General features: G+C 70.9%; 11 protein-coding genes. 4 read left to right on the forward strand and 7 right to left on the reverse strand.

Features of this window, described 5'->3' with window-relative positions; all coding sequences use genetic code 11:
- Positions 1-29 precede the first annotated feature (29 nt).
- Positions 30-530, forward strand: a complete 501-nt coding sequence (locus ACIOHC_RS01945) for a DUF1203 domain-containing protein (protein ID WP_351078316.1) — start codon at positions 30-32, stop codon at positions 528-530.
- Positions 531-613: 83 nt separating this feature from the next.
- On the opposite strand, the gene ACIOHC_RS01950 is transcribed toward ACIOHC_RS01945, so the two are convergent.
- The 4 genes from ACIOHC_RS01950 to pepN form a co-directional block, all read right to left on the reverse strand.
- Positions 614-1642 carry an aspartate-semialdehyde dehydrogenase gene (locus ACIOHC_RS01950; protein ID WP_351078318.1) on the reverse strand — a complete coding sequence of 343 codons (1029 nt, stop codon included), beginning with the start codon at positions 1640-1642 and terminating at the stop codon, positions 614-616.
- A 210-nt stretch (positions 1643-1852) separates the two neighbouring features.
- Positions 1853-5164, reverse strand: coding sequence for a S8 family serine peptidase (locus ACIOHC_RS01955; RefSeq protein WP_401840956.1), 3312 nt, complete (start codon positions 5162-5164; stop codon positions 1853-1855).
- Between the two features lie 177 nt (positions 5165-5341).
- Positions 5342-6412 carry a hypothetical protein gene (locus tag ACIOHC_RS01960; protein ID WP_351078323.1) on the reverse strand — a complete coding sequence of 357 codons (1071 nt, stop codon included), beginning with the start codon at positions 6410-6412 and terminating at the stop codon, positions 5342-5344.
- A gap of 278 nt (positions 6413-6690) precedes the next feature.
- Positions 6691-9306, reverse strand: coding sequence for an aminopeptidase N (gene pepN / locus ACIOHC_RS01965; protein WP_351078325.1), 2616 nt, complete (start codon positions 9304-9306; stop codon positions 6691-6693).
- 131 nt (positions 9307-9437) lie between these two features.
- On the opposite strand from pepN, the gene ACIOHC_RS01970 reads away from it, so the two are divergent.
- Complete coding sequence (locus ACIOHC_RS01970) at positions 9438-10085, forward strand: disulfide bond formation protein DsbA (protein WP_351078326.1); 648 nt, start codon at positions 9438-9440, stop codon at positions 10083-10085.
- A 58-nt stretch (positions 10086-10143) separates the two neighbouring features.
- Here the strand turns inward: ACIOHC_RS01970 and ACIOHC_RS01975 are convergent, their stop codons facing one another.
- The 3 genes from ACIOHC_RS01975 to ACIOHC_RS01985 all read right to left on the reverse strand — a co-directional run bounded on the left by ACIOHC_RS01975 (position 10144) and on the right by ACIOHC_RS01985 (position 13578).
- On the reverse strand, positions 10144-10677 hold the full coding sequence (locus tag ACIOHC_RS01975) for a DUF4240 domain-containing protein (RefSeq protein WP_351078328.1): 534 nt from the start codon (positions 10675-10677) through the stop codon (positions 10144-10146).
- 123 nt (positions 10678-10800) lie between these two features.
- On the reverse strand, positions 10801-12090 hold the full coding sequence (locus tag ACIOHC_RS01980; protein ID WP_365689558.1) for a lipase: 1290 nt from the start codon (positions 12088-12090) through the stop codon (positions 10801-10803).
- A 267-nt stretch (positions 12091-12357) separates the two neighbouring features.
- Positions 12358-13578, reverse strand: coding sequence for an MFS transporter (locus ACIOHC_RS01985; RefSeq protein WP_401840961.1), 1221 nt, complete (start codon positions 13576-13578; stop codon positions 12358-12360).
- A gap of 61 nt (positions 13579-13639) precedes the next feature.
- Here ACIOHC_RS01985 and ACIOHC_RS01990 point away from each other — a divergent pair, with 61 nt between their 5' ends.
- Both ACIOHC_RS01990 and ACIOHC_RS01995 read left to right on the forward strand, forming a co-directional pair.
- Complete coding sequence (locus tag ACIOHC_RS01990) at positions 13640-14617, forward strand: ArsR/SmtB family transcription factor (protein WP_401840964.1); 978 nt, start codon at positions 13640-13642, stop codon at positions 14615-14617.
- 139 nt (positions 14618-14756) lie between these two features.
- Complete coding sequence (locus ACIOHC_RS01995) at positions 14757-15686, forward strand: hypothetical protein (RefSeq protein WP_365689553.1); 930 nt, start codon at positions 14757-14759, stop codon at positions 15684-15686.
- Positions 15687-15742: the final 56 nt, after the last annotated feature.

Consider the following 15742-nt stretch of genomic DNA (forward strand, 5'->3'; position numbering starts at 1 on the left):
GTTCCTGCACGGCGGGCCAGCCTGGACGCATGACCACATATGAGGCACGCCCGATCGGCCCGGACACGCTGAAGGAGCTCCGCGACACCGACGACGCGGGCCGTCCCTGCGCTCCGTACACCGCCACCGACAGCGGGCACCCGCTGCGCTGCTGCCTGCGTGGGAGCGAGGCGGGGGAGCGGATCGCCCTCGTCTCGTACGCGCCGCTGCGCCGCTGGGCGTCCGAGACGTGGGCGAGGCCGGGGGCCTACGACGAGCAGGGGCCGGTCTTCATCCACGCCGAGGAGTGCGCGGGGCCCGCGGCCGACCGGACCGGATACCCGTTCTCCCGGGCGGGAGCGCTGCGCACCGTCCGGCGCTACAACGCGGAAGGCCACATCGTCGGCGGCCGGCTGCTGGAGATCCCGGCCGACGAGGAGCGGGGGTACGACGCGGCCTTCGACGAGGCCTTCGCCGATCCGGAGGTGGCGCTGGTGCACGTCAGGGCCGTGGAGTACGGCTGCCTGCACTTCGAGGTCCGCCGCCCCTGAAAGGCTGTCGGCCGGCCTCCGAGCGGCGCCGGGGCTCGGCGGCCCCGGGCCCCGCTCCTCGGCCGCCGGAGGGGCTGAACGGGTCAGCCGTTCAGCTCGGCCGCCACCAGCTCCGCGATCTGCACCGCGTTCAGCGCCGCGCCCTTGCGCAGGTTGTCGTTGGAGACGAAGAGCGCGAGACCGTTCTCCACGGTCTCGTCGACCCGGATCCGGCCGACGAACGAGGCGTCCTTGCCGGCCGCCTGCAGCGGGGTGGGGATCTCGGAGACCTCGACGCCCGGCGCGTCCTTCAGCAGCTCGTAGGCGCGCTCGACGCTGACCGGACGGGCGAAACGGGCGTTGACCTGGAGCGAGTGGCCGGTGAAGACCGGCACTCGGACACATGTGCCGGACACCTTGAGCTCCGGGATCTCCAGGATCTTGCGGGACTCGTTGCGGAGCTTCTGCTCCTCGTCCGTCTCGAAGGAGCCGTCGTCGACGATCGAGCCGGCCAGCGGCAGCACGTTGAAGGCGATCGGACGCTTGTAGACGCCCGGCTCGGGGAAGTCGACGGCCTCGCCGTCATGGGTGAGCCTGTCAGCCTCGGCGACGACCTTGGACGCCTGGCCGTGCAGCTCGGCGACACCGGCCAGACCGGAGCCGGACACCGCCTGGTAGGTGGCGACGGTCAGCGCCTGGAGACCGGCCTCGTCGTGCAGCGGACGCAGCACGGGCATGGCGGCCATCGTGGTGCAGTTCGGGTTGGCGATGATGCCCTTGGGGCGGTTCGCGATCGCGTTCGCGTTGACTTCGGAGACGACCAGCGGGACCTCGGGGTCCTTGCGCCAGGCGGAGGAGTTGTCGATCACGACGGCGCCCTGCGAGGCGACCTTCTCGGCGAGCGCCTTCGAGGTCGCGCCACCGGCCGAGAACAGCACGATGTCCAGCCCGGTGTAATCGGCCGTCGAGGCGTCCTCGACGGTGATCTCCCGGCCCTGCCATTCGATCGTGGAGCCCGCGGAGCGCGCGGAGGCGAACAGCCGCAGTTCGTCGGCCGGGAACTTCCGCTCGGCCAGGATCCTGCGCATGACTGTGCCGACCTGACCGGTGGCGCCGACGATTCCGACCTTCACAGGGACTCCTTCGAACGTACGAACTGGCACGGTTGCCGCTCCATGATGCGTATGTCCACGGCTTCCTTGTCCAATCCATTGTCCGCGCTGCGGACACCCCCCGCGCGGCCGGGCGGACAGAGCAGTGGGGCGGGCGCTCCACTGAGCACCCGCCCCACTGTCGTACGGATCACACGGTGACCGCGGTCACCGCGGCGATCACGGGCTCCGCTACGGCGTGACCTTCTCGATCACGACGCTGCCGGTGCCCGCCGCGGTCCCGTGGCTGTTCACCAGGTGGACCTCGCCGAAGAACTGCCGGCCCTCGGGGGCCGCACCGGCGACCGAGACCTCGGCGCCGATCTGGGCGGAGGCGCCGTTGGCCAGGTTCACGGCCTTCGACTCGTCGACCTTGATCGTGCCGAGCGACGGCGCGTAATACACGTCGCGGTAGTCGTACGTGGTGGTCCCGGCCGGGACGTCGTAGCCGTCGATCACGACGGTGTACGTACCGGCGGCGGGCTTCACCAGGCTGACCGACTCCTCGGAGCCGGCCGTGGTGGACTTGCCGACCTGGGTGTTGCCCTTGAAGACGTACAGGTCCAGGTCCGCGTTGGCGTCCGACGTACCGCCGATGGCGACGTCCAGCTTCTCGACGCCCTCACCGATGGTGACCTCGAACTCCTGCTCGTCGCCCGTCTTGATCGACGGCTTGGCGACCTTGGCCGAGCCCAGCGAGCCGCCCTTGAGGGTGCCCTCCAGGTCGCCCGCGTTGTTGGTGGCCTTCCAGCTCACCGGGGCGGGCGTGCCGATCTTCGCCTCGGCGATGGTCTGCACCGCCGGGTCGAAGGTCGCGCCGAGCAGCGAGACATCCAGCTTGTACGGGTTGTCCAGCAGCGGCGACGTACGCCGTGCCTCGACCTCGATCTCCCAGACGCCCGGCTGCGGGTCCTTGTAGGAGCGCACGTCGGGGCGGCAGGTGTTGTTCGGGTTGTCGTAGTTCGGGTAGCAGAACGGCGTTCCGCTGTCCTCCATCTGCACCCCGTACGGGTGGATGGAGATGAAGCGGGTCTGGCTGCCCGAGCGCAGCGCGCCGAGGGAGACCTCAAGGGTCTTGGCGCCCTCCGGAACGGTCACGAAGTACGACGTGGTGCTGTTGCGCTGCACCGAGCCGGACGCCTTGAACGCGTAGGCGGGCTTCGCGAGCTCCTTGGAGACGATCACCGTGGTGAGGATCTGCTGGTCCACACCGACGGTCTTGCTGTCGTCCACCTTCAGGATCGCGCTGTGCACGCCCGCGCTGCCCGGCTTCGCCTCGACCTTGACGGTGACCGGCTTGCCCAGCGGCAGGGAGACCGTGCCCGGACCGGCCAGCTTGAAGGTGCCGTCGTTGTTCTTCCACGACAGCTGGTGCTTGACGGCCCTGTCCGGTCCCGTGGTGCGGGTGATCGTGACGTCGTACGACTTCTTCTGGCCGACCTTCAGACCGCCCTCGCGGTCGTACAGACCGGTGCCGAAGCCAGGGGTCTTGAGCGCGAAGTCGATCGCGGTGTCGACCGGAGCCTTCACCGAGTACTCGTGCGCCGGGGCGCCCTGCTTCTCGATCTGCTTCCAGGCGCCGACGATGTTGATCAGACCGGAGCCCTGGGCGTGCGCGGGCACGTCCTTGATGTGGGTGGCGGTGCTGGTCAGTGCGGTGCGCAGATCGGCGGGGGGCAGCTCGATGTGCTTCTGCTTCGCTGCGGACAGCAGCAGCGCGGTCGCACCGGCGGCCTGCGGCGAGGCCATCGAGGTGCCCTGCAGCATGGAGTAACCGGCCGGCAGGGTGTAACCCGACTCCTTGACCGGGCTGCCGGGCAGCCAGGTCTGGGTGGTGTTGATCGCGGCACCCGGGGCCGACAGGGTCGGCGTGAAGCCGCCGTCCTCACGCGGGCCGCGCGAGGAGAACGGCATCATGTCGTACTTCTTGGTGACGTTCGAGCCGTAGTTGGCGGCCCACGTCTCCTTGGAGATCGACGCGCCGACGGAGATGACGTGGTCGGCGAGGCCGGGGTCACCGATCGTGTTGACACCCGGGCCGTCGTTTCCGGCCGAGATGACCAGCTGGACGCCGTAGATGTCGATGAGCCGCTTGTAGAGCTCGGCGCGGGCGTTGTTGCCGTCGTTGAGCGGCGGCAGGCCACCGATCGACATGTTGACGACATCGACACCGCGGTTCACGACGAGGTCGATCATGCCCTCGGTGAGCGCGATGTTGGTGCAGCCGCCCGACCAGGTGCAGGCACGCGAGGAGACGATCTTCGCACCCGGCGCGGCACCGTTCATCTTGCCGCCGAACAGGCCGTTCGCGGAGGTGATGCCCGCGACGTGGGTGCCGTGCTCGCTCTCGATGACGCCGATGTTCACGTAGTCGGACGTGTCGCCGGCCGCGTTGTAGACGACGTTCTTGCGCGTCTCCACGGTGAACGGGATGCGCTCGACGACATCCGTCCGCGGGTCGTCCTCGCCGAAGTAGGAGACCTGGTGCTTCTCCTTGTACGGCTTCATGGCGGTCTCGTCGGTGAAGTCGCCGTCGTTGTCCAGGTCGACGCGCACGGTGCCGGTGACCGGGTCGTAGAGCACGGCCCAGACGTCGGTGGTGTCACCGTCGCGGTTCAGGTCGCCCTTCATGTCGCCGCCCTTGGTGGCGGCCTCGGCGAACAGCTTGATCTTGTACGAACCCTCGGGCGCCTTGTAGGTGCGGCCCTGGTAGGTGAACGTCGGGCCGGACACGGCGTCCGTCATCCGCAGCCAGGTGCCGTCGCCGTCGCTGACCGGGTCGGTGGCGGTCACCCAGTCGACGATCTTGCGCTCGCCCGTGGTGGTCTTCTGCAGCGCCGGGTGGCCGAGGTCGACACCCGAGTCGAGGATGCCGATGGTCACCCCCCGCCCGTCGGCCTTCGGGTGCTGCTGGACGAAGTCGACCGCACCCGTCTCGAAGGACGGGTTGTACGGGTTCTTCGCCGGGGTCTTCGCGCCCGGCGCCGGGTAGGAGCCGGTGGACTTCGTCTTCGCCGTGGTCCCGGCCGCGCGGTCGGCCGCGGGCGTCGGGTCGTCCAGCTTGATCTCCTGCTTGAGATCGATGCCGTGGACGGACGACAGCTTGGAGGCCGCCTTGATGGTCGCCTCGGCGGACGCGGTGGGCACGGTGGCCCGTACGTAGCCGAGCTTGTCGTACGCACGTCCCAGCACGGACCCCTTGACGGCGTCCAGCTGCTTGGCGACCTGCGCGGTCTCACCGGGAGCGGTGGCGACCATCATGGTGATGTTCTTCTCGCCCTCGGCCTTGGCCTTGGCCAGGAGATCGGCGTCGGCCGTGCCGAGCTTGTCGGCCGTGGTGTCCTTGGCGGCGGACTTGACGGGAGCGGGGGCGGGGTCGTCGGCGGCGAAGACCGGGGCGGCGCCGGTGGCGGCCAGCGCGGCCACCAGGCCGGCGGCAGCCGCGACTCGGGCCGCGCGTCTCGCCCCGGGTATGGAACTGGGGGACTCGGTGGTCATCTGCATCCCTGAAGTGAAAGAGAGAGTCCGGAAATCGGTACCGGATGACCGCTCACCCTTTCGTAAATGACAGGGGTTTGTGGAGAGTTGTAGGGGGCGAGATGTGGACATGGCGGGCTTCCGCCAGTGCGGCTGATGTGCCATCAGGAACAAAGCGGGAGATAAGTGGTCCCTGAGGCGAGTTCAGCGGGGCAGGATCATCACGTACGCGGCCGGCTCGCGAGTGGCCGCCGCCATCAGCGCCGTACGCACCACGACCGCCTGCTCCTCCCGCGCGTCCCGCAGCTTCGTCGGCGAGAGGTGGACGACGGTGACGCCGAGCCGCTCCAGGTGCTCCCGCTCCGCGACGTACGAGGACCACTGCGCGTCGTGCTCCTCCTGACGCAGGTCGTGGTCGAGCCTGCTGTGCCGGGGCGCCCTGGTGTCGAGCACCACGGCGACCGCCTGCTCGGGCCAGTAGGCGTCCACCCCGCCGAGATGCGGGCCGCCGGGCAGTCGCAGATCCACGTTCCACAGCGGCTCCGACAGGCCGTGCGACCGCACCATGTCGTACAGCCGGCTCTCCGCCAGCGCCCGGCCCTCGGCGAGCAGCGAGTCGACGGCGTTCACCACCTGGGGGAGGGCGAGCAGCCCGGCCCGGCTCAGCTCGCGCACGACGGCGGCCGGCTCGCAATGCCCGCCGCGGACCGCCTCGGTGAGCAGACGGCGTACGCCCGGGGTGTCCCCCAGCCCCGCCACCGCGTCCACGAGCGCCCGCTCCGCCGGCGCCACGGGCAGACCCTCCACCTGCTCGGGCAGGGGCGGCTCGGCGGCCCGTACGAGATGGACGTACCGGACCGACCGCAGTCGCCGGGTGCGCGGCACCAGCACATCGATCCGGGCCGACGGGGCGGGCGGTGGCGTGAGTGCGAACCCGTGCAGGGCGAGCGCGGCAAGCCCGGTGATCATGGCCTCGCCGTACCCGGACTCCGTGCCCGGCCCCGGCTGCGCGGGCAGGTCCCGACGGCCCGACGCCGATGGCCGACCGGCATACAGCAGGGCGGAACGCAGTCGTTCCTCGGCGGTGGGCGGCCCCGGGTGCAGGACATACACACCGGGCAGCGGCTGCTGCCACGGCCCGCCGGCCCTGCACTGGGCGGCGGCCTCCGCCGCGGACACGCCGTGCGCCCTCAACTGGGCGGCGGACAGCACATGTTGACGGGCGTCACCGGCGACGGGGAGGTGACAGGGGGAGAGCGGGGAGTTCTGGGTCATGCTCCGGGGTATCCCGCACACGACCCCGCCGCTAACCCCTGTTACACGCCCGTCGACAATTCAGGACAACGCCGACCTAAAGTACGCACGTTCGACAACCGAAAAAGCTCGTCCCGCCGGCGGTCGCCCGCCGGCGGTCGCCCGCCGTCTCGCCCGACGGAGCGCCGGTACGGCAGGCCCGGCCGGGCGCCCCGCGAGGCCCCGGCCCGGACGGTGTGAGGATCGAGCCCGTCCGGGGCGGGGGCGAGGCCGGGGAGCATCCGGCCGGGGAGTATCCGTCAGACCGCGGCGCCCATGGCCGCCGCCGCGTCGCACTCCTGCGCCCGCAGGGCCCGGGCCAGATCGTCCCGGGCCTCCAGCACCAGCCTCCGCAGCGCTGGCGCCGCGTCCTCGTGCGCGGTCAGCCACGCGTCCGTCGCCGCGAGCGTCGACGGATCGTCCTGGAGCGCCGGGAACAGACCCTTGACCACGATCACGCCGATCTGGATCGACCGCTCGGCCCACACCCGCTCGATCGCGGCGAAGTACTTGTCCGTGTACGGCGCGAGCAGCTCTCGCTGCGACGGCTGCGCGAAGCCCGTGATCGTCGCCTCCACCAGCGCGTTGGACAGCGCGTCCGACTCCACGACGCCCGCCCACGCCTGCGCCTTGACCGCCTCCGACGGCCGCGAGGCCAGGCACCGGACCTGGTGCCGCTTCCCGGACGCCGTGTCGTCGCGGGCCAGTTCGGCGTCGATCGCCGACTCGTCGGCCACACCGTGCGCGGCCAGCGGCGACAGGAGTGCCCAGCGCAGCTCCTGGTCGATGTCGAGGCCGTCGATCCGTGCCGAGCCGTCGAGCAGCCCGGACAGCAGCTGGAAGTCCGTGTCCGAGTCGGCCACCGACGCGAAGAACCGCGCCCACGCCAGCTGGTGCTCGCTGCCGGGCTCGGCGATCCGCAGCTCCCGCAACGCGGCCTCGGCCAGCGCCCGGCCACCCTCCTCGCGCCACCCCGGCGCCGCGTAGTGCGTGAGTGCGGTACGGGTCCAGGTGTGCAGCATCTGCAGCACACCGATGTCGGACTCCCGACCGGAGAAGGCCAGCACGAGGGAGACGAAGTCGCGGGCCGGCATCAGCCCGTCCCGGGTCAGGTTCCACAGCGCGGACCAGCACAGCGCCCGCGCCAGCGGGTCGGTCATGTCACCGAGGTGCGCCCGCAGCGTGGCCAGCGACACCTCGTCGAAGCGGACCTTGCAGTACGTGAGGTCGTCGTCGTTGACCAGGATCAGCTCCGGCCGCTCGGCACCGGCCAGCTCCGTGACCACCGTGCGCGGCCCCGCCACGTCCACCTCGGCGCGCGCGTACCGCACCAGGTCGCCATCGGCGGCGCGCCGGTACAGTCCGACCGCGACCCGGTGCGGCCGCAGCTCCGGATGGGAGTCGGCCGCCTCCTGGAGGACCGCCAGCTCCGTGATCCGGTCCGCCGAGTCGTACGTCGCCACCGGCGTCAGCGAGTTGACGCCCGCGGTCTGCAGCCACGAGCGCGACCAGGCGGTCATGTCCCGCCCGGACGTCTCCGCCAGGACGGAGAGCAGATCGCCCAGCTGCGTATTGCCGTAGGCGTGCTTCTTGAAATAGCGCCGGGCGCCCTCCAGGAACGCGTCCCGCCCCACGTACGCCACCAGCTGCTTCAGCACCGAGGCGCCCTTGGCGTAGGTGATGCCGTCGAAGTTGAGCTTGGCGTCCTCCAGGTCACGGATGTCGGCCGTGATCGGGTGCGTGGACGGCAGCTGGTCGGCGCGGTACGCCCAGGACTTGCGGTTGTTGGCGAAGGTGATCCAGCCGTCCTTGAACCGGGTCGACTCGACCATGGCGAAGACGCCCATGAAGTCGGCGAACGACTCCTTCAGCCACAGGTCGTCCCACCACTGCATGGTGACGAGGTCGCCGAACCACATGTGCGCCATCTCGTGCAGGATGACGTTGGCGCGGCTCTCGTACGACGCCTGCGTCACCTTGCCGCGGAAGATGTACTCCTCGCGGAACGTGACACAGCCCGGGTTCTCCATCGCGCCGAGGTTGTACTCGGGCACGAACGCCTGGTCGTACTTCCCGAACGGGTACGGGTAGTCGAAGTTGTCGTGGAAGAAGTCCAGGCCCTGCTTGGTGACGAGGAAGACGTCGTCCGCGTCGAAGTGCCGGGCGAGCCCCTTGCGGCACAGCGCGCCGAGCGGGATCTCCAGCTTCGTGCCGTCGTCGAACGTACGGCTGTAGGAGTCGGTGACGTAGTGGTACGGACCGGCCACGATCGCCGTGATGTACGTCGAGATCGGCTTCGTCTCGGCGAACCGCCGCACCTCGCCGTCCCGGGACTCCTCGGCCCCGTTGCTCCAGACCGTCCAGCCCTCGGGCGCCGTCACCTCGAAGCGGAACGGAGCCTTCAGGTCGGGCTGCTCGAAGTTCGCGAAGACCCGCCGCGAGTCGGCCGGCTCGTACTGCGTGTAGAGGTAGACCTCGCCGTCCTCCGGGTCGACGAACCGGTGCATGCCCTCGCCGGTCCGGCTGTACGCGCACTGCGCGTCGACCACGAGAACGTTCTCGCCCTCCGGCAGCTCCTCCAGTGCCACCCGCGTCCCGTCGAAGACGACGGCCGGGTCGAGCGGCTGCCCGTTCAGCGTCACCGCGTTCACGCCCGGCGCCACCAGATCCGCGAAGGTCGACGCCCCCGCCCGCGCCGTGCGGAACCGGATCGTGGTCACCGAGCGGAAGGTCCGCGGGCCCGAGGAGGTCCCGTCGCCGTCCCCGTCGGGCCCGCCGACGGCGGAACGCAGATCGAGAGCGACCTCGTAGCCGTCGACGCTCAGCAGCTCGGCCCGTACACGGGCCTCGTCGCGGGACAGGTTCTCACCGGGCACGGCACACTCCTTTGTGTCACGTTCGAATGGTTTGATCCTCCCATGTCGCCGCTCGGCCCGGCATTCGGGAATGGCCGGTGCGCCCGGAGGCGTTCTCGCCGACAGGCGCGAACGCCCTCATGAGGAGAGACATGTCTGAGAACAGCACGGCGACCGGCAAGACCCCTGCCGATTTCTGGTTCGACCCGCTCTGCCCCTGGGCGTGGATGACCTCCCGCTGGATGCTGGAGGTGGAGAAGGTCCGTGACGTCGAGGTCCGCTGGCACGTGATGAGCTTGTCCGTCCTCAACGAGGACAGGCTCGACGAGCTGCCCGAGGAGTACCGCGAGCTGCTGGAGAAGGGGTGGGGCCCGGTCCGCGTCGTCGTCGCCGCCCAGCAGAAGCATGGCGACGAGATCGTCGGCCCGCTCTACACCGCGCTCGGCACCCGCTTCCACAACCGGGGCGAGGGCCCCACCCGCGAGGCGATCGTGGGCGCGCTTCAGGACGTCGGCTTGCCGGCCGAGCTGGCGGACTTCGCGGACTCGGACGTGTACGACGCCGAGCTGCGCGCCTCCCACAAGGAGGGCATCGACAAGGTCGGCCAGGACGTCGGCACCCCGGTCATCGCCGTCCCGGGCGCGGACGGCGAGCAGATCGCCTTCTTCGGCCCGGTCGTCACCCCCGCCCCCAAGGGCGAGGAGGCGGCGAAGCTGTGGGACGGCACGCTGCTGGTGGCGTCGATCCCCGGCTTCTACGAGATCAAGCGGACCCGCACGCAGGGCCCGGTCTTCGACTGACCGCCCACGGTGCCGCCCGGGGTCCGGCCGCCGTCCGGACCCCGCTCGGCACCGCCTCTCACGCGTACAGCGCGGCCAGCTTCGGCAGCCGCAGCGCCACGCGCTGCGCGTCGTCGAAGTCGAAGTCCCACTCCGGGTCCAGCGCGGGGTATCCGATCGAGAACGAGCCACCGGGCAGGTTCTCACCGGTCGCTGCCCGGTGCGCCCCCCAGGCCACCGCGAGCATCGACTCGCACTCCACCTCCTCCCTCTCCGCCGCCGCGGCCCTGATCACCGGCAGCTCGGCCAACGCGTCCGGATCGGCGACGACCCGCTCGAACACCTCACGCCCCTGCGCGATCAGCCAGCCCCGGAAGTAGTCGAAGCCGTCGTCGGAACAGCCCCCGTTGATCGTGTACGCCGCCGCCCAGAGCGGAGCCCGGTAGGAAGTGGCCATCAGGTCCCAGAACAGCTGCTGCGCGGCGACGATCTCCTCCACGGGCCGGGCGGCGAGCAGTTCACAGGCCCGCTCGACGACGGCCTCGGCGTCCGCCGGGTCGGTGACCCGGGCGCGGGCGGCGTCGATCAGATTCCAGAAGTCCGTGGTGTCCATGGGATGCAGCATGCCGGAGGGGTCTGACAGCCGGGCGAACGCCCGGTCGTACGGAACCCGAGGCGGGCGAGGCCGCGGGCCACCCTAGAAGCCGGGACCCCGAAGAAGCCGGGTCGATTCCCGTCACGGCTTGCGCAACTCGGCGAACCAGCGCACGATCGCCGACGTGGCCGCGACATTGGACCCCAGGTGACGGGATTTCTGGTAGTCGACAGCGCCGAGATCGACGACCGGGGCGTTCACACCATTCCTGAGCAGAGCCGCTCGGCAGTGCTCGGTGTTGGCGGTGTCGGCCTGCTCGTCCCCGGTCGCCATGTAGAGCCGGACCGGGGCACGGGGGGCCCAATCGGTGCACACGGCGTCGGTTGTGCGCAGCGCGGCTGCCAGCGGCCCCGTCGGATGCGCGAGCAATTCGCGGCCGTGCTCGGTCAGCAGCTCGTCCAGAGTGCCCGGGGTGCCCTGCATCAGCTGCTCCCCCGTGTGTGTGCCGTCGAAGAGCCCCTCGACGGTGCCGGCATACGGATCCGAGAAGACCTCGCCAGGGCTGTCGTAGACGTGGTGGAGACGGTTGAACGCCACAAAGGTGTACGCCGCGTACAGCACACCGGACTTGGTATCAAGCCTGCCCTGGAACAGCGCGGGCAGCTCGACGCCACCGAAGTCGTACGCGCCACTGACCGGTGCCAGCGCACCCAGCCTGAACCAGCTGTCCTCACCCGCCTGAAGAGCCCTGCCGAGCCCCAGCGCCGCCGAGGCGCCCTGCGAGAAGCCGGTGACCATGACCTCGCGCTCCAGTACCTGTCCGATGCGGGGCGCGAAGGCGCGGGCCGCCCGCAGCATGTCCAGGGATGCCGTGGTCTCGGAGCCGATGTCCATCCAGGGGTGCAGACCGGGTCCCTTGCCCATCCCCAGATAGTCGGGCGCGACCCCCGCGGCACCGGCCGACGCGTGCGCGATCACCGACGCGGACACGAACGCGCCGCGCCGCATGGACGGGGAATCGTTCTTGTGGCTGCCGGTGCCGTGCGCGAAGGAAACGGCCCGCAACCGTCCCTTGTTGTTGAGCGGCAGCACGAACAGTCCGCTTGCCGTGGTGGGCCGCCCGTACGCATCGACGGTTCGGTAGACCAGCCGGTACGCGACCACGCCGTGCCGGACGGTGTCGGCCCCGAACCCGGCCGCGCCCAGCTCGGCGGACACGGCCTGCGGGGTCGCGAGCGTGTACAACTTCTCGGCGGAGACCAGCATGCCCCGGCCGTGCTCCTCGTGCTGCGCGTGGGCGTGGGCGGCGGGCGGAGCGGCGGTGGCGACGGCCGCCCCGCTCAGCACCAGGCCGCAGCAGAGGGCCGCCACTTTGAGACCGCTGCGGTATCGGGTTCCACCGCGCGATGATGTCGAGGCGGAGACAGCCATGATTTCCTCCAAGTATGGCTCGGCGTAGGCCCGTTCAGCCTCACGCGTTGCGATGTTCGACGCACTGGTGCGGGCCCCCGGCTTCTCCTGGAGGCTGCCCCCGTGCACGGTGTCGCCCGAAGGCGCCATCGCCACCTTGTGTGCGAAGGTGCCGCTGACCTCGTCGTGAGCGCCGTCAGCCTTCGCCGGGCCGCCCTACTTGCTCCGTACTGTGCTCCGTGCGGGCGGGGGCTGCACGAGCGGCGAACCGCGTACCGTCGTGGCGGGCTACGAGGAACGCCGCGTCACGCCGGCGGCCCGGACCTCGACAAGCACCTCCCCGGTCCTTCCCGCGGCCCGGCGCCCCGCCGCGACGAGGGCCAGGGACACGGCGAGGGAGGCCGCCGCCATCACGGTCATCGCCGTCCCCGGCGAGGTCCGTTGGGCGACGGCGCCCGCGAGCGCGGCTGCGACGCCCTGCATGGTGAGCATGCCGGAGGAATGCAGCCCGAGGGCCTGACCGGCGATCCCGTCCGGGGTCAGGGCCATCAGCCGCTCCTGGAACAGCAGACTCGCCGAGAACCCGACCGAGGCGAGCGTGGTCAGAGCGAACGCCACCGGAAGCGCCGGGTAGGCGGCGAAGAACAGATACGGGGCGGCCAGGAGCAGCTGCAGCGGGGTCGCCAGTCGCCCCCGCCGGTGCCGGGCGATGAACCGGCCCGCCACCGTGTCCCCGACGAGCATTCCCAGTGCGCCGAATGCGAAGAGAAGCCCCGCGTGCTCCGGGGAGTACGGGACGAACAGCGACTCGGAGCCCACGATCAGCCCGTTCGGCACCCAGAGTGCGAGGTAGACCCGGCGGCGCGGACCGGAGGACCACAGCACGGCGTTGGTCCGCCAGGTCTCGGCGACCGACGGCCGCCCGGTGGCGCGCGGCGGCCGGTGCGCCAGCCCGAACCGGGCGACGGCCGCACCGGTCAGATACAGGGCGGCGGCGGCCAGCAGTGTGCCGCGCGCGGACAGCGTCGCCACCAGAAGTCCGCCGAGCGCGAACCCGCCGATCTGCATCAGGCCGGAGCACATGTTCAGCACCGAACGCCCCAGCAGATAGCCGTCCTTGGGCAGCACCTCGTTGAGCAGGCCGTACCGCACCCCGCCGCCCACGGCGGCGATCACACCCTCGGCCAGGATGATCGCGAAGACCACCGGCAACGGGAGCCCGGGGACGGCGAGCACGGCGGTGGCCAGCCCGAAGGCGAGCGCCATGCCGGACATCGCGGCCCGTGGCGGCAACCGGTCCGCCGCCGACATCAGCACGGTCGCCCCGATCACCTGGGCGAGCGAGGAGCCGAACATGGAGAGCGCGGCGAGCAGCGGCGAGTCGGTCGCGGCGTAGACGAGGGTGCCGAGGGCCAGCCCGCCCATCGTCGACGCGGCGACCTGTACGGCACTGGTCGCGAAGAGTGGCCGGAACTGCGGCGCTCGGAAGAGTTCCCGGTAGGTACGCATGCGGGGAGTCTCGGAGGCCCTTCCCGCACGGCGTTATTGTTTCGCGGGGAGGCGAAACGTCATGGGCCTGTGGCAGATCAACACGGACACGCTCGCGGGGAGCCGGTTCGTCGTCTCGCCGCTCGCCGAGACCACTGCCGCCCTGAACGCCCTGGAAAGAGGGCGGGCCGAGCACCCCGGCGAACGGGCCTGGCTCGACGTCCATCTGTCCGCCTACCGGTCACGGCAGGCCGCCGACCCGGTTGCCGCCCTCCTGGTACCGGCGGCACTCGGCGGCAGCTGGAACGCGGACTTCATCACCCCCACTCCGACGGGCGAGGGCACGCCGTCCCTGGAGGAGGAGCTGGTCCCGGTCCGGGCCACCACGCCCGAGCGCGCCCGCGCCGACCTGGCCGTGGCGCTCGGCGGCCGTCCGCTCCCGGAACTCCTGGACCGCGACGACCTGGCGCAGCGCGCCGCCGACGTACTGCACTGGGTCTGGCGGCACACCGTCCTGCCGGACTGGCCGCGTCGCCGCCGGATCATCGAGGCGGACGTAGTCGCGCGCACCGGACAGCTGGGCCAGGGCGGCTGGGCCGCCGCCCTCAGCGGTCTGCGTCCGGGAATGCGGTGGCTCGGCGGGAGCCGGCTCCAGATCAACGCGCACGACCACCCGCCGAAGCAACTGGCGGGTGTGCGGCTGTTGTTCGTCCCGGTCACCCAGCGCAGTGGCTGGGTCTCCTGGGACGACGACGCCCTTCGGTACGCAGTCGTCTACCCGTGCTCGGGCACCCTGGCCGACGCGGGCCGGGAACGGGTGCCGGACGCTCTGGGCCGCCTGCTCGGCCCCGCGCGGGCGGCGGTCCTGGTCCTCCTCGCCTCCCCGAAGAGCACCATCCAACTGGTGGCCCTGACCGGCCAGGGGCTGGGGTCGGTGGGCCGCCACCTCAGAGTCCTGCTGGACTCCGGCCTGGCAGACCGCCGCAGGGCGGGGCGGTCGGTGCTGTACTTCCGTACGGACGTGGGCGACGCACTGGTGGGGGCCCAGCGGGACGGCTGAGGGGGCGCGGGCGCTCCGGCCGGCCCCGGGCGGGCATAGGCTGCGGGCAGAGCATCGGAGTCATGCGGTGACGAACGGGGAAGAGCCTGCCAACTCCCGGAGCGACACATTCGCCTGACGAATCATCAGGGAGGGGAACATGGTGGCGGATCAGGGCCGAGGGGGCGACGAACGGCGCCGGAAGGTCGATCCGGCCGAACTGGGACCGGTCCTCGCGACCTACCGGGAACGCCCGACGATGGGCAAGCTCGCCCTGGTCGTCGTCCCGGTCGCCGCGTTCCTGCTGTTCGGCGGCATACCCGACTCCATGCCGAGCATCGGGCACCTCTCATTCGACGTCATCTGCGTCCTGCTGTTCGTCTGGGGGGCTTTCGAGCTGCCCCGCTCCCTCGCCTCCTGGCTGGTCCTGCACGAGGACGGAATCGTCCACCGGGGTCGGCGCAAGGTGTGGTGGGCGCACCGCTGGGAGGACTTCCACGACGTGGTCCTGACCCGTCATGTCACCCATCTCGGATCGAGTGCCATCCGGCCGATCTCGGACCGGATCGTCGCCCGCCTGTGGACGGCGACCGGTCAGGGCGCCCGTGAACTGTCCGGCAACTACTTCCTGACCGACATCGGTGCCGGACTCCTGCGCACCTTCCTGCGCTCCCCGGGCAGCCTGACACCGATGTTCGGGGGGATCGTCGACCGGGTCGCCGCGGCGCGCGCACAGCACGACGTGCGCCAACTGGCCACCGAGGGCGGCGTGGTCCGGTACGGCCCCGTCGAGATCGGCCACACGTACCTGTACGTCAAGGGTGCCGCGGACGAGATCCCGTGGGACGAGGTCACCCGGGTGACCGTGGACGACCACCAGGTCGGCGTCACCGTTCCTCATCTGCGGCGCCGCATGGAAGGACTCAAGCTCAAGGCGGACGGCCGCCGGGAGAACTACCGCGTCGGCGGGGACAACACCCTGTACATCGAGGCGAAGGACCTGAGTCCGTGCCGGAAGGCGATCATCTGGGCCGTCATGTCCCACATCGGGGATTCCCTCGGCAAGGACACGGACAGGGAATCGTGGTGACCGCGCCCCCCGGGCAGGGCCCGCCGCACGGGGCGCACCACTCGATCACGGCCGCG

Source organism: Streptomyces sp. NPDC088252, from assembly GCF_044740965.1.
In the GTDB taxonomy this organism is placed as follows: Bacteria; Actinomycetota; Actinomycetes; order Streptomycetales; family Streptomycetaceae; genus Streptomyces.